A 20,059-nucleotide genomic window follows, 5' to 3' on the forward strand; every position below is an offset into this window, starting at 1 on the left:
ATAGTTGTTATCGTCTTGGGTTCATCCGGGAAGACGAGTTATTTATTTACTTTCATCGCCTTTGTGTTGTTACACATAGGGATGATGGTTATTTCATCGTCAAGGTACAGCTTGCGTCCGAAATCGAGTACAAGACCTTCAAACTTGATGTCGAACTGGTCCTGTATTTCGTTTTCGATGAGCAGTGCTGCGAAGTACACGCTGCTGATAGAGGGCACGGGCTTATCCATGTCCACAGTCAGGCGCAGGTTTGTGAGTACTTCATCTTTATCAAAATGGTAGATGATATCCGCTTTTCCGTCACCGAGGTTGGTGCAGGAGAAGGTGACCATGCGTTGTCCGCCACTCTTCATCTTGGATACTTCGCCTACCAGGCTTTCCAAAGTTACATCTATCTGATTTTCAATCACGATCTTACCCCTCGTAATGTTTAGCCTTTGAGGCCTTCAAACTTGGCAAGGGCTGTGACCACGCCGTCGATGATGGCTTCGGGTTTCGCCGGACAGCCGGGGACGTAAACATCAACCGGGATTATCTTGTCCACCCCGCCGAGAACATTGTAGCACTCGCGGAAAATGCCGCCGGACAGGCCGCATGCACCGATAGCGATAACACCTTTGGGATCAGGCATCTGATCATAGATGTTGCGCAGGACCTTTGCGTTCCTTGGGTTGACAGTTCCGGTTACCAGAAGGACATCGGCGTGCTTGGGGTTACCCACGTTGACAACACCGAAACGTTCAACGTCGTACAGCGGTGTCAGGCATGCCAGAACTTCGATATCGCAGCCGTTGCAGCTTCCGCAGTCAAAATGCATGATCCACGGAGACTTGGCGCGTGAATTTCCAATGAATTTCTTGAACATAAGCTTAACCTGCGTACAGCCAGATGAGGTTGACGAAAGACATGGCCAGACCGATGCTCCATACGTACTTGAGCATCCAGCGCCAGGTCATGCGCGCCATAGTGTTATCAATGATCAGCTCTGCAAAGTAGGTGGAGGCGATCAGGAGTACGCAACCGATCAGGCTGGTGTGCCAGAAAAGGGCGCAGATACCGAGGATGAAGATGGTCTCATACCAGTGGCCGATTTCGATAATGCCGAGGTAAGGACCGGAGAACTCGGTAAGCATTCCTTTAACCAGCTCCTGATGCCCGTGGTGGGAAGTGGAGAAGTCAAAGGGGGATTTTCTGAGCTTGATGGTCAGGGCGTAACCGAGGACTATGAACATGAGCGGCAACTGCACGAGCAGAGGCTGTTCGTAGGCTAATATCTCATCAATCCTGAAGCTTCCGGTAACCATGAAGATGGATGCGAAAACAAGGATGAGAAGAGGTTCGTAGGTCAGGACCTGAATCAGTTCACGCTGGGAACCTACCTGGCTGTAAGGGGACGGAGTTGAAAGTCCGCCCATAACCAGGAAGACAGCGCCGATAGCCTGAACAAAGAAGATCAGGAGCAGGTCGCTTCCGGCAAAGAGCAGACCTACGGACAGGGCTGCTGCAATGAGGTAAATCCATGAACAGAAAACCTGCCAGAAGTTGCTGATCACTTTGTCTTTGCCGAACAGTTTTGCAACATCGTAGAACGGCTGCAGGATCGGGGGACCGAACCGGGACTGCAGACGCGCGGTAACGCGTCTGTCAAGACCGGCAATAAGGCCGCCCAGAATAGGAGCTATAACGATGCCGAGTATGATGAGGATTAAAGTTTTCATTAGAGAGCCCCTCCCAGCATAAGAACGATGAGAGCCAGAGCAACAAAGTTGACCCAGAGGGTGAGTTTTTCTTCACCGAAGAACTCTTTCATGTAGTAGTTGCCTGCCTTGAGTTCTACCGTGCTGTTCATGGGTCCGATAAAGGACTGAACGCCGACTTCGGGGACATTGGCACCACACATGTATGTCTGGGAAGTCTTATCAGTTGCAGACTTCTTGGTCTCAATCCATGAGTAGATAAACGCTGCGGCAAGGACAATGAAGATGGGGTAAACAGCAAAAACACCCATGGGTGAAGTGAATACGCCAGCAGTAATTTCAAAAGACTTGCCAACCATAGGCTCAATGAGCTTGGTGTAGATAACCGGTGAGAAGAAAGACAGCACCACTGCGATACCGGCAAGAGTAGTCAGGGTGAGTCTTGTCAGCATACTCTGTGATTCTGCGGGAACTTTGTCGCGCAGGGGAGCGGTGAGCAGGATGCCTGCCCAGCGGGCCCAGAATACCAGTGAAACCGCACTGCCAAGAGCGAGCATGGTGATTACGAACATGTCGCCGGATGCGGATTCAATAGCCATCCATTTACCGAGCAGAACGCCGAAGGGGGGCAGCAGCATGGTCAAAACGCCTACAATGGTGATAATCGCAGTGCGGGGCATTTTGAGGTACAGGCCGTGCATGTCTTCGATATCGCGGCTGCCGATGCCGTGCTCGATTGTGCCTACGCACAGGAAGAGCAGGGCCTTGGAGGCTGCATGGAAGATAATCAGGATGATTGCTGCAGTGATGGACCAACTGGTGTTCAGTCCGGCACAGCAGATAATCAGGCCGAGGTTACTGATCGTGGAGTAGGCAAGAATTTTCTTACCGTTACTCTGGCTGATGGCTATGGCAGCACAGGCCAGAAAGGTGAACGCACCACAGAGAGCCACTCCCTGACTGAGGAAAGAGCCTGCGTACGCGGGGGCAAGCCGCAGCACGATATAGACACCTGCCTTAACCATGGTAGAGGAGTGAAGCAGTGCGGAAACCGGGGTAGGTGCAACCATTGCACCGAGCAGCCAGCTCTGGAACGGAACCTGAGCGGCTTTGGTGAAGCCTGCGAGACAGAGCAGACCCAGAGGTGCGAGCATGAGACCGCCCATGGGACCGGCTTGAATAATGACCTGCAGGTCAAGGGAGCCTGTTTCAGCGTAGGCCCAGATCATACCGAAGACGAAAGCTACACCGCCCAGTGCGTTAAGCATGAGGGCGCGGGTGGCATTCTTGACTGCAATCTGTGTCTGGTCATGCCCGATGAGCATGAAAGAACAGAATGTGGTCACTTCGAAGAAGAAGTAGAGCCAGAGAATGTTGTTGGAAAGGACCAGCCCGTTCATTGCTCCGAGGAACAGAACGAGGAAGAAGAAGAACTGTGGCTGGCGGGATTTCACCAAGTGCAGATGTTCCTCATGCTCCTTCATGTACGGAATCGCGAAGAAACAAATCAGCGATCCGATGATGGAGATGATGGCAACCATGATCAGGGAGAGGCTGTCCGCAAAAATTGCGGGAGTCTCGACTGCATGGTCGACGAAGAACAGTTCAAACGCAGCCAGCGGTATGATCTGTAAGATTACAAAAATCTTGATCAACTGGTTTTTGAGTTTGAACGCGTAATAAAGCATTACGAAAAGCAGGGCAAAATCCGCCAGGGTTACGAGGGAATCCCAGCTGATTCCGACAATTGTACCTGGGGAATAGGTAAAAGACCCTTGTCCGAGCAGAGCAAGGGAGACCGCGGCGAGAACTACGCCTGTGCAAAGAACGATCAGGGTTCTGATCGCGCTTATGCGCAGGAAATAGCAGCCGACAGCAGCCATCAAGGGCAACAAGATGGCCAGAACTAACATCATGGGCAACATACGGACCTCACTGTAACGCGATGTTGTACCAGATTTTGGAAAAAATACCTCAGCCGTGTTAACTTTTTAGGTTTCGTGTAACTCTTGAAAATGTTTCACAATTATCACCTAAACAGTACAAATTAGTCTTCAAAATTCAAAGAAAAGTCAACTGCTAATTGAAATGAAATGGGTTTATCTGCCTATAGAAATTACCGATAATTGAAAAATGTTTTGTGAAAAAAAGAACCAATGTAGTGGCTGATAGTGGTTAAATCTATTGTTAATGCCTATTTTTCAAGATAGAAGCTATGCTATGAACATACGGGGAGTAGAAGAAAATCAGATTTTGCGGCTGATGTTTTTGTGCTGCGTGGTAATTTTCGTGTCCGGTTGCGGAAAAAAGGTGATCGGTCCTTCGGTTGCAGGGGTTTCAGGGGCCGCTGCAGTGAAGCGTTCAATTGTAAAGATAGCGCGTATCCAGATCGGAAAGCCTTATAAATGGGGCGGAGTATCCCCGGATGAAGGGTTTGATTGTTCCGGGCTGGTCTGGTGGGTTTACCGGCGTCACGGTATAGAAGTACCCAGGGTGTCATGGCAGCAGAAGAATGCGGGCAAGTATGTCCGCAGAAGCGATATGCAGGCAGGGGATATCGTGTTGTTTAAGATTCCGGGGCAGAGTAAGAGCCTGCATACCGGGATATATACAGGTAACGGATATTCCTTTGTTCACAGCCCGAAAAGTGGACACAGTGTGCGTGAAGAATCCATGGATAAGAGTTACTGGCGTAAATATTTTATCGGTGCACGCAGGGTGATTGAATAAAAAAAAGGAGCCTCTTGGGAAGCTCCTTAGATAGACGTATTAATTGGCGATATCTATTGTACTGTGGAACAGGTCGGAGGCTGGATGTGTGCTCCTTGTCCGGCGTTGCCCAGTCGTTCAACGTAGTTCTTGACTTCATCCTGATCGCGCCACCCGGCGTAAAGTTCTTTCCAGTCTGCGAAAGTCATGACTTCGGATTCAAGGTAGGATTCGTGTCCTTTAATCCAGAGGTTGAAAAGGTACATTTCCATTTTGAAAGCTTTGGAATCAAAAACCTTGGGTACGATTTTGCCGTTGTACTTGGTGCCGTCGAAACGTGCGCCAATGAAAGAACATACGGTGTTCATGGATTTCTGCTGGTCTATCTCTTCATTGTTCATCAGATCGAGCAGTCCTTTCAGGGCGGGGTATTCTTTATCAACCTGAGAGCAGACCTCTTCAGGGACTTTGACCATCAGTTTCTTGCCTTCTTCAAAGATGAAGTAAAATCTTGTCCAATGGTCGAACATGAATACTTCGGTTATATCTTCAACAGCTCTATCAAATGCTTTGTTTGTCTTGGCTTTTTTCATGGTTTTCTCCTCGCAGACTTTTGGCCGTGGAGTTTTTGCTCCGCTCCGGCAGGAAGTTTTATATGTTCATGATAAGGGATGTAGTCAAGCCCCAATATTTGTTGCGTAAAAAAATATCCAGTATTTTAGGGTGTTAGTTTGTGAAAAAAATATTTTGATTCTGAAGGGGAATAGCTTTGCAAATTGTGTTAGCTTAAGTTCTTTACAATGGACCCTTTTTTAGGGTACTGACTCCTTCTTTGCAGCATTCAATCGTGCAGCAAGTACGAAAAAAATATTCAGGAGGTCCTCCAAATGGGTAGGCACAAAAAGATCGAGAGAAAGAAAGAGCTTCAGCGTAAACGTCATCGTAGAGCTAAAAGAATCAAAGCTCGCATCGCAGAAGCAAAGGCTGCAGCAGCCAGCTAAGTTTTTTACTGACCTGTTTCAGTTCCCGCGCAGGTATTTTCCTGCATAAGCGGGGCTGATCCGGATCAGCTCCCCCTCATATGCAGGGATAGGTCCGCCGGCCTCAAATGTTGCGTACAACTGTTTTTACTATGATGTACATAAACATTTTCTTTAGTGTATTCGGGAAATTATGTTTCTCCGAGTTCACTTGTGAATGAGGCAGGGCGAGCTTTTTTATTGGAGGGTATTATGCCGATTTATGAATACCAATGTCATGAATGTCAGCAGATATTTGAAGAATGGCAGACAAGCTTTGAAGATAAGGAACTGGAATGTCCGGTCTGCGGTGGGCTAGCCACCAAAGTCCTTTCCAATTCCTCTTTCGTGCTCAAGGGCGGAGGCTGGTATTCTTCCGGGTACTGTAAAACCGACTCAGCGGCCGGCAAAACCGGCAACTCCAGTCCGGCGGGAAGCAGTACCAGTGCATCCACTTCCCCGGACTCTTCCGCAAAGAGTTCCGGCAGCGCTTCAAGCTAGCTGATAAAAGGCCAGACGGCCCGGTGTAATCCGGGCCGTCTGTTTTTTTGGCACTGTCTCTTCTTTAAAAAGAACCTGCGTCTTGTCCCGGCCTGCTGTTTAGAATATAGTAGGCCCTGATAGTTCCGAACATATTCCCATATTCTCAACAACTAACCGGAATTGGTAAAATGATTGAAAGATATACCCGTCCCGCAATGGGTGAACTGTGGACTCTGGAAAACCGTTTCAGGGTTTGGCTTGAAGTTGAAATAGCCGTCTGCGAAGCATGGCATAAGCTTGGTCGTATTCCTGCTGCAGATATGGAGATCATCCGTGAAAAGGCTGATTTCGAGCTGGAGCGCATTCTTGAAATTGAAGAAAAGACCAAACATGATGTTATCGCTTTCCTTACTGCTGTAGAGGAAAAGGTCGGCCCCTCTTCACGTTTTATTCATCTCGGCTGCACTTCTTCCGATATTGTTGATACCGCAAACGGAGTTATGCTCAGCCGTGCGGGTAAGATGATTCTGGACGACCTCGATGAATTTCTTGAAACACTTAAGGAAATTGCCCACGCCAACATGGGACGCATGTGTATGGGCCGTACCCACGGCATTCACGCCGAGCCTACCAGCTTCGGCCTGAAAATGGCCGGGTTCTATGCTGAGTTTTCCCGTCACCGTGAACGTATTGCCGATGCCCTTAAGAGTGTCAGCGTAGGTAAGATTTCCGGTGCTGTGGGAACATATGCTATGCTTGATCCAGAAGTTGAACGCATTACCTGCGAAATTCTCGGTCTTGGAGTAGATCCCATTTCCACCCAGATCGTACAGCGTGACCGCCATGCGGATTTCTTCACTGCTCTCGGACTGCTCGGCGGCGGCATTGAGCGTCTCGGTGTTGAGCTGCGCCACCTGCAGCGTACCGAGGTGCTGGAAGTTGAAGAAGGTTTCAGCAAGGGCCAGAAAGGTTCCTCTGCTATGCCTCATAAAAAGAATCCTATCTCCGCTGAAAACCTCTGCGGTCTTTCCCGCCTGTTGCGTACCAATGGTCTTGTTTCCATGGAAAACATGCCTCTCTGGCATGAGCGGGACATCAGCCATTCCTCAGTGGAAAGGGTCATCATGCCCGACTCCACTATCCTCGCCGACTACATCCTTGGACGTATGACCGGTGTTATCAAAAGGCTTAAGATCAACGGTGACAACATGGACCGCAATCTTATGGCTTCTTACGGCCTTTTCTACTCCCAACGGGTGCTCATCGCATTGGTGGAAGCCGGTCTTGAGCGTCAGAAGGCATACGAGATGGTTCAGAAAGTGGCTATGCATTGCTGGGAAAATAAGGTTTCCTTTCCTGATGAAGTCCGTAAGGATGAAACCATCAATTCCCACCTTGATGCAGGTGCTCTGGATGAAGCATTTGATATGGGCTACTATACCCGCTACGAAGAGATGATTTTCAAAAGAGTCTTCGGTGAATAGTTTTAATTTTGCTTTTTTGAACTGATTTTAGTTCCCGGTACAGTCGTTTCGGCTGTGCCGGGTTTTCTTTTTTGCAGGACTTTTACATTCATGTTAGGGTGTTAAAAACCAGCTTTTTAATTGTGAAGAAGTGTTGTATGGAAGCCTTTTGGGATAGGCATGTATTTGATTGTTTGTTATCGCGTAAAATGATTCATGGATCAGTTTTACATAGATGTTGCTTGGCTAAGGTTTTGTTAATGTTTTTTATTTCGTCTTTTGCTTTTGCGGGCGATGGAGTATCGGACTCGGTATGATTCATGTTTTGAGAGTGTTTACGGCGGTATTTATCCTGCTGACAGGCTTGACGTCATATGGTCATGCTCAGGGGTGGGAGCCTGTTATTGAGTCGACCTTGCTTGTTCCTGATTATGTCCTCGCCGTGGACAAGAACTCCCAGAAGCTGCATTTGCTGGTCCATAGGAGTCCCCTGCATGCAGAGGTAAGCTTTACCTGTGCAACCGGGCAGGTCGCTGGTGATAAATCCGTCGAAGGGGATTTGAAGACTCCTGAAGGCGTCTATTTCACCACCGGGAAGAGAACCGGATTGAAAGATTTTGAGCTTTACGGGGAAATGGCGTTTCCTCTTGATTTTCCCAACCCGGTTGACCGCATCAAGGGTAAAACCGGGTATGGTATCTGGATTCATGGCCGGGGTAAGAAGCTCATTCCCATGGACACTAAAGGGTGCGTGGCACTGGTTAATTCCGATATTGAGTTTCTTGATGACAAAATTGATCCGGGAACACCTGTGATTATAGGTGAAAAAGTCGGATGGAACAACAGCGATGATGCACAGTCCCGTGAATCCGCCGAGCTGGAAAAGCTGGTCCGTAAGTGGGCCGCCGACTGGGAATCCCGTGACAATAGTTTTTTTGATGCATACTCTCCCGAACTTTTTGCGAAATCCGAAAGACGTTCGTTCAAGGCTTTCGAGAACAGGAAAAAGAGAATTTTTTCCCGTGCCGGATGGATTGATATAGAGATCTACAACCTGCATGCCCTGCGTGGACCGGATTACTGGGTAACCTGGTTTGATCAGTACTACCGTTCCGGCAGGCTGTCTTCTTCTTCCTCCAAGCGGCTATACTGGCAGAAAGTTAATGGAAATTGGAAGATTGTGGGCCGGGAATACGGACCGGCTATCCATTCTCTTAAGCAGAGATATCTTGCGACTAAACAGACCGACGTAAAAGCTTTCCTTGATGAGTGGAAACAAAGCTGGCTTTCAGCGGACCTGGATAAATATATTTCCCTGTACGATTCCGACGCCCGGCAGGGACGAAGGAAAGGAGTCTCCTCCATCAGGGCCAACAAGTTTTCAATCTGGAAAGAGCGTAGTCCTTCTTCTGTCGAGTTTGGTAAAGTCTCACTGCGTGAGCATCCTCAAGGATTGGAAGCTGTTTTCAGGCAGGTTTATTCGGATTCATCCGGATACAGCGACAAGGGCCTTAAGAAACTGGTTCTCCGTCCGGAAAAAGACGGGTGGCTTATTGTTGATGAACAATGGAGAAAGCTCTGATGGGAAATACCAAGTACAATGTGCTTTTCATGCGTGACGATGATACCGTCAAGCGTTACAGACTCAGTCCTTTCTGGCTGAAGGTCCTTTTATGGGTAGTTGTTCTGCTGGCAGTTTGTGCCGGGGGCGGGGCATGGGCCGGATACACCTTCTGGTCTCAAAATTCCCGTCTGAAGCAGGAAAAAATTGAATTGCAGAAGTCTTTGAACGATGCTTCAGTTCAACTGGAACGATTGGAAAATGTGAATAAGATTCTTGATTCCTATGATCCCAATGAGCTGCAGTCTTTGCTTGCTACTGTTCCTGTGGAGGAGAAGAAGGTTGAAACTGTACCTGTAATAGACCTGAACAAGCTTCTTTTTTACAAAAACCAGATGCGGGCCGGGGTGGAAAATGTAAAGCTGCGCAAATCAGGCAGCAGTCTTGCCTTGAGCTTTGACCTGAACAATTTGCAGACTTCTTCTGCTTTGGGCGGTCTGGCAACGATTCAGTTGATTGAGAATAACGGTCAGGTTATCGAAATCAGGGCAAACCGTAATGATATGTCTTTCCATATCCAAAGATTCAAAGTGGTCAGAACGAGGTTAGCTCTGCCCCCGGCTATGGATGTCAAAGATATTTACGGTGTCAGGTTGATGATCACTACAAATAACGGTGAGTTGATTTTCAGTGAAGTATATCCTTTGTCGCGCGTTCTTAACTAGTTTACTCATCTTTTGTTCCGCTTTTCCTGCAGTGGCACAACAGGTAAAAAACTATACCTTTTTTGAGGGTACGCAATATCCCTTACGGGTTACATGGGTCTTTGGCGATGAGCCGGGCCCGGTAATCATGGTGCAGGGCGGCATACAGGGTGATGAGCTTTCAGGTTTTTTTACTGCTCAGTTGCTCACCAGCTGCAAGCTCCGCAAAGGGAATCTGATCATTGTCCCACGGGCAAATGAGCCATCCATCTTACGCCGTACCCGTCAGATCAATGTTGATCTTAACCGCCGTTTTGACAAAGAATACAACAGTTTCTACGAAGACCGTCTGGCCCGGGCAATTCGCTTTCTTCTTGGCGGGGCGGAAGGATTCATCCATTTGCATGAGGGCAGTGGATTTTACAACCCAAAATATGTAAGCACCCTGCGCAACCCCAATCGTTACGGTCAGTCTCTGATTATTGATGCCGCCGTATACAAAGACATCAGACTGGCTGAAATGTGCGGTCGTGCCATCAGTAAGCTGAACGGTAAAATAAATAATAAATCCTATTGGTTTACTCTTTTTAATACCAAGACTTTCACAAAAGCCACCCAATATCCTGAAATGTTGAAATCACTGACCTGTTATGCTCTGCATGAGCGGGGTATTCCAGCCATGGCAGTGGAGGTCAGTAAGGATATTAAAGATCTCGGCTGGAAGGTTCAGCAGCAGTTGCGGGCCACAGTCTATCTGCTGCAGGAATTCGGACTGGAACTTGATGTGCCTGAATTTTCATTCCCTAAAACCCACAATGGGCAGGGAGTCGAAATTCTGATCAACGGCAAACCGCTTCGGGGACACAGCATAGAGCTGGTCCGCGGGGCTCCGGTATCCACTTCCGGTAAACCGGTTCTTGATTCCGGCCTTGAACCGGCTGTGGCCGTTTTTGCCAGTGACCGTCCGAATCTTAACCTGCTTACCGCTCCGCGCATGGCCTTGTCGCAGTTTCCTGAACTAGAGGTGCGTATTGACGGCAGCAGGCAGGTCCAGACCGAGGTGCGCTGGAAGGGCAGCAAGACTGATCTTCCAGAAGTGAACGGACCGGTATTCCTTTGCTGGCTCAACGGCCAGCCGCAATTCATCAGTGCCGGAGGTACTCTGCAGGCAGTTGAAGGTGACCAGATTATTCTGGAAGGCATTCTCGGCAGCAGCAGAGAGGAGATTCTGAACTTAAAGGGTTTTGTGGCCTCAGTAATGGTTAACAGCGGTCAGGATGTGGGGCATGAAATAATCGCTGATCCATCCAATTTCATGGCAAAATACATGCTTGAAGGACCGGACGGTATTTCGCGTTACCGGGTGGTGCGTGAAACGCCGGGAAAGAAACAAACAGAATTTTATATAGCTATTCTGCCCCGCAAAATAAAGGCTCTGGAGCTTGAAGATGAGGCCGGCAGGTCTGATTTAGTCAACTGGAGTAATGGGGAACACATGCAGATCAGGCCGGACTCGTACATCTTGAAAGATGTCTGGAGTAATGGTGAGCGCTGTAAGATCCAACCTTTCTTGAATAATATTCCGGTCTCCTGGGGTGAATCATTTGATGTTGAACCCGGAAAGGAGACAGTCCTGACCATGCGTCATACAACCACGTTCGTTCCTATGGGGCGTATGGTGCTCAAGGGTACAGACTATTTACATACGAAGCTTGAGCAGTAAAAGGAATAATCCGGAAGGGAAAAGTATGATGAAGCCAGAATTTGAAACCTGCTATGTTAATCTTCCCCTGCGCTATATCTACAATTTCCCGGAGTATCTGGATTTTTTTGTTGAAAATTGCATACAGCCCGAGCTCGGACTTGATTGCCTCGGTGATGAATGCCTGAGCATGGATTGGCTGTTGTCGATTCGTGATCGTCTTGTGGATGCAGGACTTAAGTGCACGGTTCACCTGCCTTTTCTTGACCTCAAGCCGTCCAGCCTGAATCCGGCTATCCGCAATGCTTCCATCGAGACACTGCGTACCGCTTTTGAACTGGCTAAAATCTTTTCTCCGCAGCGGATGGTCATGCATCCGTCTTTTACTTCGTGGCTTGAACCACCCTTGTTTGAGCGGGCTTATACCTATTGCGTTGAGGGCATACGCACCTTGAGCGATTCGTGGCCGGATCATCCGCCGCTCTGCCTTGAGAATACCCATGAATTTACACCGGATGCCATTGTCCGGCTGGTCAAGGAACTCGACCGGGAAAATATAGGCATCTGCTTCGATCTCGGACATTGGTTTTCTTTTTCCAAGGGGGCGGAGAATGATGATTTCGATCTCTGGTTCGATGCTTTCGCCCCGTACATCAAGCACCTGCATCTACATGATAACCATGGCAGTAAGGATGAACATCTCGCCCTTGGTAAGGGCAGCATGAACTGGGATTACATTGTTTCCAGAATTTCAGAACTTGCCCCGCTGCCGACTTTTACTTTAGAGCCGCATAACCGCGATGATTTCACTTTGACCTATGCCTATTTCAGGGAGCATGTTGCGAGTAAATTGTTTTAAGGATGCCTCCGGGGACCAGCGCGCTCTCTATATCCGTAAGATTCGAGCATAAAGATCTCCCTAACGGCTGCAGGTAAGAATTTTTTTTGAGGGCCTCTGGACTTTCCCAAACTTTTCAGGAAGCTTCGCCGACGAATTTGGATAAAATTTAATTACAATAAAGCCCGCAATATCTTGCAAGATATTGCGGGCTTTATTTTTGTGTCGTTTTGCCGCGCTAAATTCGAATCTTATCGAAATGTTTTGTGATTCTTAAGCCCCTTTGCAAAAGGAGCTAAGCCGCCGGAGGCAAAATTTAAGTCCCGATCATCTTTTCAGGTAGATAGAATACGATTTCAGGGAATATGGTTACCAGAATTACCATCAGGACCATGATGATGAAGAAGGGGAATGTCGCCTTGAGGATGTCCTTCACATCATCGTTGGTGATGTATTGGATGACGAAGATTGAAAACCCTACGGGCGGTGTCACCTGCGACAGTTCAACCATGAAGACCACGAAGATACCGAACCAGAGCGGATCGAATCCGGCTGCGGTAACAATGGGCAGCACGATGGGCAGGGTCATTACCACGATGGAAATGCCGTCAAGAATCATACCCAGCATGACGTACATGATGCCCAGCACGAAGATGAGCATATACGGTGAAAGGTTCAAGGTGGCGATGAATTTTGAGAGAGCTGTAGCGATGCCCAGGAAACCGACAACTTGTGCCAGAAAGGCGGCTCCGCAGATAATGAAGCAGATCATGCCGCTGGTTTTTACTGCGGAAAGCAGGGCTTCCTTGAAATTGGACAGGGTAAGGTTCTTGAACCAGAAAGCTATCCCGAGAGCGCCGAGCACACCGATTACCGCCGCTTCAGTAGGTGTGGTCAATCCTGCGTAGATGCCGCCCAGAACCACGGTGATGAGCAGGAATACCGGGAACAGGTCTTTCAATGATTCAATGCGTTGGGCAGTAGTGAAATTTTCCTTGTCCTGCGGTACCAGTGTTGGGTCCATCATGCAGCGTACGATGATGTACAGGGAATATACCCCGGCAAGGGTCAGGCCCGGAATAACACCGGCAATGAACAACTGCCCGATGGAAGTGTCGGAGAGAATTCCGTAGATGATCATAATCAGGCTGGGCGGGATCAGGAAGCCCAGTGTGCCGGACCCGGCAAGAGAGCCGATGGCGAGACTCTTGTGATAGCCGCGTTCAGAAAGTTCGTTGAACGTGATTTTACCTACGGTGGCGGTGGTAGCAGCACTGGAGCCGGAAACCGCCGCAAAAAGGGAACAGGCTACAACATTGATATGATAGAGGCGTCCCGGAATGTTGGACAGCCACGGTACCAGTCCGTTTAGTAGGCGGGTAGAGATGGAGGTACGGTAGAGGATTTCGCCCATGAGGATAAACAGCGGCAGGGCTGAAAGGGGCCACGAGTTCATGGTGTTCCACATTGAGTTCGCCATGAGATCGCCGATTTTATCCCATACGGAAATTGTGGGGGGCAGGTTCATTTTGCAAAAAAGCATGCCGGATATAGCTGCCGCGTACAGGGAAAATCCAATCCAGAGGCCGGAAAGCAGAAAAAAGACCATTGTTCCCACAAGGACAACGGCCAGTATCAAGGGATCACTTATCATTAATGGCTCTCCTGGCGATAAATGCGATAATCTGGAGTAAAAGCAGGGTCAGCCCTATGGGAATTGCAAGTTGCGGAATCCAGAGCGGGGTTTCGGCAATTGTGTCTGCTGTCATTTCTAGATCCCATGTTTCATAGACCATTTGTACGGCGAAATAGAGAGCGAATGCGGTGATTGCTACACCGATAATCCCGGAAATGATGTCGGCAACACGTTTGCCGTTTTCAGAAAAATGAGAAGTGAGCAGATTGATCCTGATCAACCCGTCTTCTTTCATGGTATAGGCAAGGCCGGTCAGGATCAGGAAAACGAGGGCGTAGCCTCCGTATTCACTGGAAACAAGAGTCGATGTGTTCAGCACCGCACGCAGAAAAATTTCAATGACCACAAGGCCCACGATGAAAAGCATCCCGGCAGCTGAAAGAAAGGCCCCTCCGGTGGAAAGGCCTTCGATTATCCTGATAATTGCACGCATAGAAGACTACTTTTCGTAAGCTTTGATTGCTGATTTGAAAGCTTTCTTTGAACCTTTGAGGGTGTTTTCGAGCATAAGTTTAGCATCATTGGAGAGCATTTCGCTGATTTCCTTGGAAGGTTCGGAAATGATAATGCCCTTTTCTGCAAGAATTTTGAGGGATTCGTCGTTGCTTTTTGCAGACTGTTCCCACTGGTATGCTTCTACTTCAGCTGCGGCTTTGAGCATTGCTTCCTGCTGTTTGGGGTTCAGGGCATCCCAGTAATCCTGATTGATAACCAGCATGTTAAGGGGGAATGCGTAGTTTATTTTAGAGAAGTATTTTAGGTTTTCCCAGAATTTACCGTCCTTACCGGATACAGCGGAAGTCAGCACGGAATCAACAAGTCCGGTCTGCAGGGCGGAGTAAAGTTCTCCCCAGGGCAGGGACATGGGGCTAGCGCCTACTGCACGGAGCAGTTCAGCGCCGTTTTTATCGTAAGTACGGGTTTTGAGGCCTTCCAGATCAGCAACGGTTTTGAGCTGCTTTTTAGTGAAAAGTCCGCTTGGGGGCCAAGGTGCAGCATAAAGCATTTTCTGGTTCCAGCGGCGGCAGGCCTTTTCGTAATAAGGTTTGGCTGCTGTATAAAGCTTTTTGGCTTCAGCATAGTCTTTAGCCAGCAGGGGCATGGAGCTTATGCCGAAAACCTGATCGGAACCGGATACAACACCCATGAGAATATCGGACATGGGCAGGGTGCCGTCTTTAACTGTTTTAAGAAGTTCAGGGCCTTTAAAACCGAGGCTGCCGCCGGGATGGACGGTGATCTGCACAGAACCGGAGGAGTATTCAGCTACTTTGTCGGCAAAAAGTTTTGCACCCTGAGAGTGAAAGTTGGTGGCTCCATAGATAGCGTTACAGTCCATCTTGAGATCTGCAGCCTGAGCGGAAATGGCAAAGGCCAGAACCATAAGCAGGGTGGTGATGATCCGTTTTAACATGAGTAACCTCCGTTTTGGGTTTTGCTGTTTTTGTTATTCAAGAAATATTATTTGAAAAAGTGTCCGTTATTTGTGTTATAGTGCTCTGTAAAATTTAAAAAACTCGGAAAAAAATAAACAGTTTTTACGAGTTTTTAAAAATATATAATTTGTTATTAGTGCCAATTTGATGAATTAAAAACATTTATACACGGAATTTTACAAAAATAAAATCTTTTAATTATGGACAGAATTGGGTAATATTCTTTGGAATCGGATATTTTAAAGTAATAAAAATGACAAATTGCAAGTTTCGCAAAAAGTGATTTAATAGTACCCAGCGGAGGATATATAGTGCTGATAATTGGAGTAGATACCGGAGGAACATTTACGGATTTCATTTATAAGGACGGTGATGAATGGGGCGTACACAAGCGTCTTTCCACTCCACATGATCCGTCCGAGGCTGTAATAAACGGCATTAAGCAAATTGCCGGAGACCGGGCTGTTCAGGTTGTGCACGGTTCCACGGTTGCTACAAACGCTATCCTTGAGCGCAAGGGTGTGAAAACCGCTTTGATTACAAATGAAGGCTTTGAAGACGTTATCCAGATCGGTCGCCAAAACCGTTCTGACCTTTATGATTTATCTTTTTGTAAAAAGCCGCATATTGTCCCTCCGGAACTTCGCTTTGGAATTACTGGAAGAATTGATCACGAAGGGAACGAAATTGAACCTTTTTCTGAAGAGAAAGTGCAAAATATTTTACAAAGAATTAAGGATTCCGGTGTCGAATCCGTCGCACTTTGCCTCCTTTTTTCATATTTAAATCCCGAACATGAGAATCGAATGCGTGAACTTCTGGATGGAATAGGGGTTCCTGTTTCCGTTTCGCATGAAATTCTGGCCGAGTTCCGTGAATTCGAACGTACCTCCACCACAGTTATCAACGCCTATGTGTCTCCTAAAATGACCAGATACCTGACTAAATTGCAGGAAACTCTTGGAGATGATCCCCTGCGCATCATGCAGAGTAACGGCGGCTCTATCTCCGCTGAAACCGCCATGAACGAGTCTGTGCGGACCATTCTCTCCGGTCCTGCAGGGGGTGCGGTGGGTGCCCACGCCATCGGGCAGATGGCCGGTTATGACAGTCTTATCACTTTTGATATGGGCGGCACCTCTTCCGATGTTGCATTAATTAATGAAGAGCTGCCCCTCACTCTGGAGTCCGCAATCGAGGATTATCCGGTCAAGGTGCCTATGATCGATATCCATACAGTAGGTGCAGGTGGCGGTTCCATTGCCCGTCTTGATGCCGGTGGATCATTAACCGTAGGTCCCGAAAGTGCCGGTGCGGACCCCGGACCTATCTGCTACGGCAAGGGGTCGGAGATCACAGTTACTGATGCCAACCTCTATCTTGGCCGCCTGATTCCTGAACATTTTCTCGGCGGGGAAATGTCCCTTGAGACCGAAAAGTTGAATAAGGCCATGGAAGTAATGGCTGAAAAAGCAGGCCTTACCCCGGTGGAACTGGCCGAAGGTATTCTCGATATTGCCAATACCAATATGGAGCGCGCCATCCGCGTGATTTCCGTTGAACGCGGTTTCGACCCCCGTGAATTCACCATGTTTTCCTTTGGCGGAGCAGGCGGCATGCATTGTGCCTTTCTTGCCAAATTGCTCTCCATCCCCAAACTGTTTATCCCCAACAATCCCGGTATCCTTTCCGCTGTGGGTATGGTCATGGCCGATGTTATCAAGGACTACTCCCTGACGGTAATGCGCGACCAGCACAACACCAACGACGTGGATCTTGAAGAAATCTTCGCCCCGTTGGAAGCTCAGGGCCGTGCTGATCTGGCAGAAGAGGGTTTTTCCGCCGACGATATCATTGTCGAACGTTTTCTGGATATGCGTTATCAGGGACAGTCTTTTGAAATTATCGTGCCTTTCAGCGGAGACTGGATCGAAGAATTCTCCCGACTGCATAAACAGAACTATGGCTATCGAAATGACGACAAGACCGTTGAAATTGTCAATATTCGTTTGCGTACCAAGGGCATGCCCACCAAGCCGGAATTCCCGGAAGCGGGTGCACTTGTACCCGAAATGGATTCCGAAGCATTGCTCGGTACTACCGAAACTGTTTTCGATTCCACCAAAATGGAAACCCGTATTCTCAACCGTGAAAAACTTCGCCCCGGTAACAAGGTGGATGGTCCGGCCATCATCATCGAGTACAGTTCCACTCTGGTTATCCCGCCCTTTGCCAAGGGTGAGGTCGATCCCTACGGCAACCTTATTTTCGACATTGAGTAGTCGGGAGGTTAATATATAATGAATGTGAATCCGATCCTCCTTGAGGTTTTCAAGAATAGGTTTGCGGCTATTTCCGAGGAAATGGGCGTAACCCTTACCCGTACCGCTTTTTCTCCCAATATCAAGGAACGGCGCGACCTTTCCTGTGCTGTCTTCGACCACAAAGGCGACATGGTGGCGCAGGCTGCTCACATCCCGGTCCATCTTGGTTCCATGCCTCTTTCCGTAAAATCAGCTATCGATAACAGCGATTTTAAAGAAGGCGACATGGTAATGCTAAACGACCCTTTCAAAGGCGGAACCCATCTGCCGGACATTACCCTTGTGGCTCCTGTTTTCTGTGACGGTGCCGCTGAGCCTGCATTCTATGTAGCCAACCGCGCCCACCATTCAGATGTGGGCGGCATGGCTTCCGGTTCCATGCCTCTTTCCACTTCTCTTTATCAGGAAGGGATCATTATTCCCCCGGTGAAGATAGTGGAGAAGGGCGAGATCGTACCCGGCGTTATGACTTTATTGCTTAACAACGTGCGCACCCCTGTGGAACGTGAGGGCGATTTTGCTGCTCAGATAATGGCCAACATTACCGGAGTGACCCGCCTTAAAGAGCTTATCGGGAAGTACGGCCTTGCCAAGGTCGATTTTTACGCTGCCAGCCTGAACGACTATGCAGAATCCATTACCCGCAAGACCATTGAATCCATCCCGGACGGAACGTACAGGTTTACTGACTACATGGACGGTGACGGTGTGGATTGCGAGAATGTTCCCATTTCTGTGGTCATGGAAGTTAAGGGTGACAGTGCCAGACTTGATTTTACCGGGTCCGGCAATCAGGTCACCGGAAGTGTAAACGCCGTGCGTTCCATTACTCTTTCCGCAGTGCTGTATGTTTTCCGGTCACTCATTGAAGGGGATGTGCCTACCAACGCAGGCATCCTTCGTCCTATTGAAGTATTGACCCGCAAGGGCTCGATTCTTGATGCAAATTTTCCGGCAGCTGTTGCAGGCGGTAATGTGGAAACTTCCCAGCGTGTGGTTGATGTTGTTCTCGGCGCTCTTGCGGAAGCCATCCCGCAGCGCATTCCGGCTGCAAGTCAGGGAACCATGAACAACATGACCATCGGCGGTATGGATGAGCGCACCGGCAAGCCATTTGCCTACTACGAAACCCTCGCCGGGGGTATGGGCGCATCTGCAACCTGCCGTGGTGAGCATGCCACGCATTCACACATGACCAACACCCTGAACACCCCGGTGGAAGCCCTTGAGTACAGCTATCCTTTCCGGGTCAAGACTTACTGCATCCGCAAGAACACAGGCGGAGCAGGTAAAATCCCCGGTGGTGACGGTCTTGTGCGTGAGATTGAACTTCTTTCCGATTGCGAAATCACCGTGCTTTCCGAGCGTCGCGTAAATGCTCCTTACGGTTTGCAGGGCGGAGGACCCGGAACTCCCGGCAAGAATATTCTGATCCGTGATGGTGAGGAAATTGTGAAGCCCGGTAAGTTTCACAGCCCCCTGAAGAAAGGGGATATTATCCGTATGGAAACTCCCGGAGGCGGCGGTTGGGGTAAGTAGGATGCCTCCGGCGGCCAAAGAACCCTTTTGCAAAAGGGTTCTCTGGACTCTCCCAAAACCTTTTATTGGGCTTCGCCGTGTAGCGTGTGAGGCTTTTCATAAAAACTCAAAGCGGTCCGACACTTCTGGCAAGTGTCGGACCGCTTCTTTGGGTGATTGTTCCAGCAGGGAACAACGTTTGGAGTGCAAACAATTTGAAAATATCTTAAGCCTATGCCGTTTTCCCAAACGAAGCTGCGAAGCATAATGAAAAGTTTTGAGTGGATGGGGTCTGGGGAAGGGGAACTTTTCCCAAAAGTTCCCCTTCCCCAGCCGCCGGAGGCAAAAAATTAATCCAATCCGACTTCAGGTGCGATTTTGGCTACAGCTTCGATGGACAGGGCGAAGAAATCACCCAGTTCGAGGCCTATCTTGTCACACTCCTTAATGATCTCACGATCCACGCTGGCGGCGAAGGCTTTGGCTTTCATCTTTTTCTTGAGACTCTTGGGTGCCATGCCGTTCATTTTTTCAGGCCGCATCAGCGCGTTGGCATGGATAAGTCCGGTGACGGTCTCACCACAACGCAGGGCGAAGTCGAAATCGGTCTGCGGCGGAACTCCGGTCATGTCGCCGTTGTGGGCGCGGATGGCCTGAATTGATTCTTCGGGCAGCTTGCCTTCTAGCATCTCTGCGGCAATTAGACCGTGCTTTTCGGGAGTTTCGGCAGTCTGACTGTAATCAAGATCGTGCAGCAGTCCGGTAATGGACCAGAGTTCGACATCCTGTCCCAGTTTTTCAGCCAATGCGCCGAGCACGGCCTCGGATTCAAGGGAATGCTGGATGAGGTTTTCTTCCTTTACATTTGACTTGAGCAGCTCAAGTGCTTCATTGCGTGAAATCATTTTG

General features: G+C 48.8%; 18 protein-coding genes. 9 read left to right on the forward strand and 9 right to left on the reverse strand.

Translation table 11 applies throughout. The annotated features are described in order from the left end of the window. Nucleotides 1-38: 38 nt before the first annotated feature. The 4 genes from ACKU41_RS15200 to ACKU41_RS15215 are packed head-to-tail and all read right to left on the reverse strand — an operon-like array spanning nt 39 to nt 3,622. A complete protein-coding gene (locus ACKU41_RS15200) occupies nt 39-410 on the reverse strand; it encodes an NADH-quinone oxidoreductase subunit C (protein WP_319778265.1) in 372 nt (123 codons plus the stop codon). A 20-nt stretch (nt 411-430) separates the two neighbouring features. Then, a complete protein-coding gene (locus ACKU41_RS15205) occupies nt 431-865 on the reverse strand; it encodes an NADH-quinone oxidoreductase subunit B family protein (protein ID WP_319778266.1) in 435 nt (144 codons plus the stop codon). A 4-nt stretch (nt 866-869) separates the two neighbouring features. Further along, on the reverse strand, nt 870-1,718 hold the full coding sequence (locus ACKU41_RS15210) for a complex I subunit 1 family protein (protein ID WP_319778267.1): 849 nt from the start codon (nt 1,716-1,718) through the stop codon (nt 870-872). Further along, a complete protein-coding gene (locus ACKU41_RS15215; RefSeq protein ID WP_319778269.1) occupies nt 1,718-3,622 on the reverse strand; it encodes a proton-conducting transporter membrane subunit in 1,905 nt (634 codons plus the stop codon). Before ACKU41_RS15215 ends, ACKU41_RS15210 begins: the two co-directional genes overlap by 1 nt. Before the next feature lie 295 nt (nt 3,623-3,917). On the opposite strand from ACKU41_RS15215, the gene ACKU41_RS15220 reads away from it, so the two are divergent. Further along, nucleotides 3,918-4,427 carry a C40 family peptidase gene (locus ACKU41_RS15220; protein WP_319778271.1) on the forward strand — a complete coding sequence of 170 codons (510 nt, stop codon included), beginning with the start codon at nt 3,918-3,920 and terminating at the stop codon, nt 4,425-4,427. A gap of 53 nt (nt 4,428-4,480) precedes the next feature. On the opposite strand, the gene ACKU41_RS15225 is transcribed toward ACKU41_RS15220, so the two are convergent. Continuing rightward, nucleotides 4,481-4,999: a hypothetical protein gene (locus ACKU41_RS15225; RefSeq protein WP_319778273.1), complete on the reverse strand. Its 519-nt coding sequence runs from the start codon at nt 4,997-4,999 to the stop codon at nt 4,481-4,483. 639 nt (nt 5,000-5,638) lie between these two features. Here ACKU41_RS15225 and ACKU41_RS15230 point away from each other — a divergent pair. The 6 genes from ACKU41_RS15230 to ACKU41_RS15255 all read left to right on the forward strand — a co-directional run bounded on the left by ACKU41_RS15230 (nt 5,639) and on the right by ACKU41_RS15255 (nt 12,197). Beyond that, nucleotides 5,639-5,926: a zinc ribbon domain-containing protein gene (locus ACKU41_RS15230; RefSeq protein ID WP_319778274.1), complete on the forward strand. Its 288-nt coding sequence runs from the start codon at nt 5,639-5,641 to the stop codon at nt 5,924-5,926. A gap of 170 nt (nt 5,927-6,096) precedes the next feature. Next, nucleotides 6,097-7,392: an adenylosuccinate lyase gene (purB, locus tag ACKU41_RS15235; RefSeq protein WP_321401984.1), complete on the forward strand. Its 1,296-nt coding sequence runs from the start codon at nt 6,097-6,099 to the stop codon at nt 7,390-7,392. A 292-nt stretch (nt 7,393-7,684) separates the two neighbouring features. Beyond that, a complete protein-coding gene (locus tag ACKU41_RS15240; protein WP_321401986.1) occupies nt 7,685-8,953 on the forward strand; it encodes a L,D-transpeptidase family protein in 1,269 nt (422 codons plus the stop codon). Continuing rightward, the gene (locus ACKU41_RS15245; RefSeq protein ID WP_321401988.1) at nt 8,953-9,657 is read left to right on the forward strand and encodes a hypothetical protein; all 705 of its coding nucleotides are present in this window, start codon (nt 8,953-8,955) and stop codon (nt 9,655-9,657) included. The genes ACKU41_RS15240 and ACKU41_RS15245 overlap by 1 nt, the downstream gene beginning before the upstream one ends. Then, complete coding sequence (locus tag ACKU41_RS15250) at nt 9,623-11,359, forward strand: M99 family carboxypeptidase catalytic domain-containing protein (RefSeq protein WP_407944407.1); 1,737 nt, start codon at nt 9,623-9,625, stop codon at nt 11,357-11,359. Before ACKU41_RS15245 ends, ACKU41_RS15250 begins: the two co-directional genes overlap by 35 nt. 25 nt (nt 11,360-11,384) lie before the next feature. Then, nucleotides 11,385-12,197: a sugar phosphate isomerase/epimerase family protein gene (locus ACKU41_RS15255; protein WP_321401992.1), complete on the forward strand. Its 813-nt coding sequence runs from the start codon at nt 11,385-11,387 to the stop codon at nt 12,195-12,197. 295 nt (nt 12,198-12,492) lie between these two features. Here the strand turns inward: ACKU41_RS15255 and ACKU41_RS15260 are convergent, their stop codons facing one another. Genes ACKU41_RS15260 through ACKU41_RS15270 form a run of 3 tightly spaced genes read right to left on the reverse strand, consistent with a single transcriptional unit; the run spans nt 12,493 to nt 15,286 of the window. Continuing rightward, the gene (locus ACKU41_RS15260) at nt 12,493-13,830 is read right to left on the reverse strand and encodes a TRAP transporter large permease subunit (RefSeq protein ID WP_321401994.1); all 1,338 of its coding nucleotides are present in this window, start codon (nt 13,828-13,830) and stop codon (nt 12,493-12,495) included. Next, nucleotides 13,820-14,305 (reverse strand): TRAP transporter small permease, encoded by a 486-nt coding sequence (locus tag ACKU41_RS15265; protein WP_321401996.1) that lies wholly within the window; start codon nt 14,303-14,305, stop codon nt 13,820-13,822. Before ACKU41_RS15265 ends, ACKU41_RS15260 begins: the two co-directional genes overlap by 11 nt. A gap of 6 nt (nt 14,306-14,311) precedes the next feature. Beyond that, nucleotides 14,312-15,286: a TRAP transporter substrate-binding protein gene (locus ACKU41_RS15270; protein WP_321401998.1), complete on the reverse strand. Its 975-nt coding sequence runs from the start codon at nt 15,284-15,286 to the stop codon at nt 14,312-14,314. 333 nt (nt 15,287-15,619) lie between these two features. Between ACKU41_RS15270 and ACKU41_RS15275 the strand changes: the two genes are divergently transcribed. Together ACKU41_RS15275 and ACKU41_RS15280 are read left to right on the forward strand one after the other, a co-directional pair. Then, entirely contained in the window at nt 15,620-17,590 is a 1,971-nt protein-coding gene (locus tag ACKU41_RS15275; protein WP_321402000.1) for a hydantoinase/oxoprolinase family protein, read from the forward strand. A gap of 18 nt (nt 17,591-17,608) precedes the next feature. Then, entirely contained in the window at nt 17,609-19,171 is a 1,563-nt protein-coding gene (locus ACKU41_RS15280; protein ID WP_321402002.1) for a hydantoinase B/oxoprolinase family protein, read from the forward strand. Nucleotides 19,172-19,500: 329 nt separating this feature from the next. Here the strand turns inward: ACKU41_RS15280 and ACKU41_RS15285 are convergent, their stop codons facing one another. After that, on the reverse strand, nt 19,501-20,055 hold the full coding sequence (locus ACKU41_RS15285; RefSeq protein WP_319778332.1) for an HDIG domain-containing metalloprotein: 555 nt from the start codon (nt 20,053-20,055) through the stop codon (nt 19,501-19,503). Nucleotides 20,056-20,059 lie beyond the last annotated feature (4 nt).

Origin of the sequence: Maridesulfovibrio sp., assembly GCF_963678865.1 — a bacterium.
GTDB lineage: Bacteria > Desulfobacterota > Desulfovibrionia > Desulfovibrionales > Desulfovibrionaceae > Maridesulfovibrio.

Bases quoted from the DNA above. Each gene is read 5' to 3' on its own strand.
- ACKU41_RS15245 (WP_321401988.1), top strand. From the start codon at position 8,953: ATGGGAAATACCAAGTACAATGTGCTTTTCATGCGTGACGATGATACC.
- ACKU41_RS15280 (WP_321402002.1), top strand. From the start codon at position 17,609: ATGAATGTGAATCCGATCCTCCTTGAGGTTTTCAAGAATAGGTTTGCG.
- ACKU41_RS15210 (WP_319778267.1), bottom strand. From the start codon at position 1,718: ATGAAAACTTTAATCCTCATCATACTCGGCATCGTTATAGCTCCTATT.
- ACKU41_RS15255 (WP_321401992.1), top strand. From the start codon at position 11,385: ATGATGAAGCCAGAATTTGAAACCTGCTATGTTAATCTTCCCCTGCGC.
- ACKU41_RS15215 (WP_319778269.1), bottom strand. From the start codon at position 3,622: ATGTTGCCCATGATGTTAGTTCTGGCCATCTTGTTGCCCTTGATGGCT.
- ACKU41_RS15220 (WP_319778271.1), top strand. From the start codon at position 3,918: ATGAACATACGGGGAGTAGAAGAAAATCAGATTTTGCGGCTGATGTTT.
- ACKU41_RS15285 (WP_319778332.1), bottom strand. From the start codon at position 20,055: ATGATTTCACGCAATGAAGCACTTGAGCTGCTCAAGTCAAATGTAAAG.
- ACKU41_RS15240 (WP_321401986.1), top strand. From the start codon at position 7,685: ATGATTCATGTTTTGAGAGTGTTTACGGCGGTATTTATCCTGCTGACA.
- ACKU41_RS15230 (WP_319778274.1), top strand. From the start codon at position 5,639: ATGCCGATTTATGAATACCAATGTCATGAATGTCAGCAGATATTTGAA.
- purB (WP_321401984.1), top strand. From the start codon at position 6,097: ATGATTGAAAGATATACCCGTCCCGCAATGGGTGAACTGTGGACTCTG.
- ACKU41_RS15205 (WP_319778266.1), bottom strand. From the start codon at position 865: ATGTTCAAGAAATTCATTGGAAATTCACGCGCCAAGTCTCCGTGGATC.
- ACKU41_RS15225 (WP_319778273.1), bottom strand. From the start codon at position 4,999: ATGAAAAAAGCCAAGACAAACAAAGCATTTGATAGAGCTGTTGAAGAT.
- ACKU41_RS15270 (WP_321401998.1), bottom strand. From the start codon at position 15,286: ATGTTAAAACGGATCATCACCACCCTGCTTATGGTTCTGGCCTTTGCC.
- ACKU41_RS15265 (WP_321401996.1), bottom strand. From the start codon at position 14,305: ATGCGTGCAATTATCAGGATAATCGAAGGCCTTTCCACCGGAGGGGCC.
- ACKU41_RS15260 (WP_321401994.1), bottom strand. From the start codon at position 13,830: ATGATAAGTGATCCCTTGATACTGGCCGTTGTCCTTGTGGGAACAATG.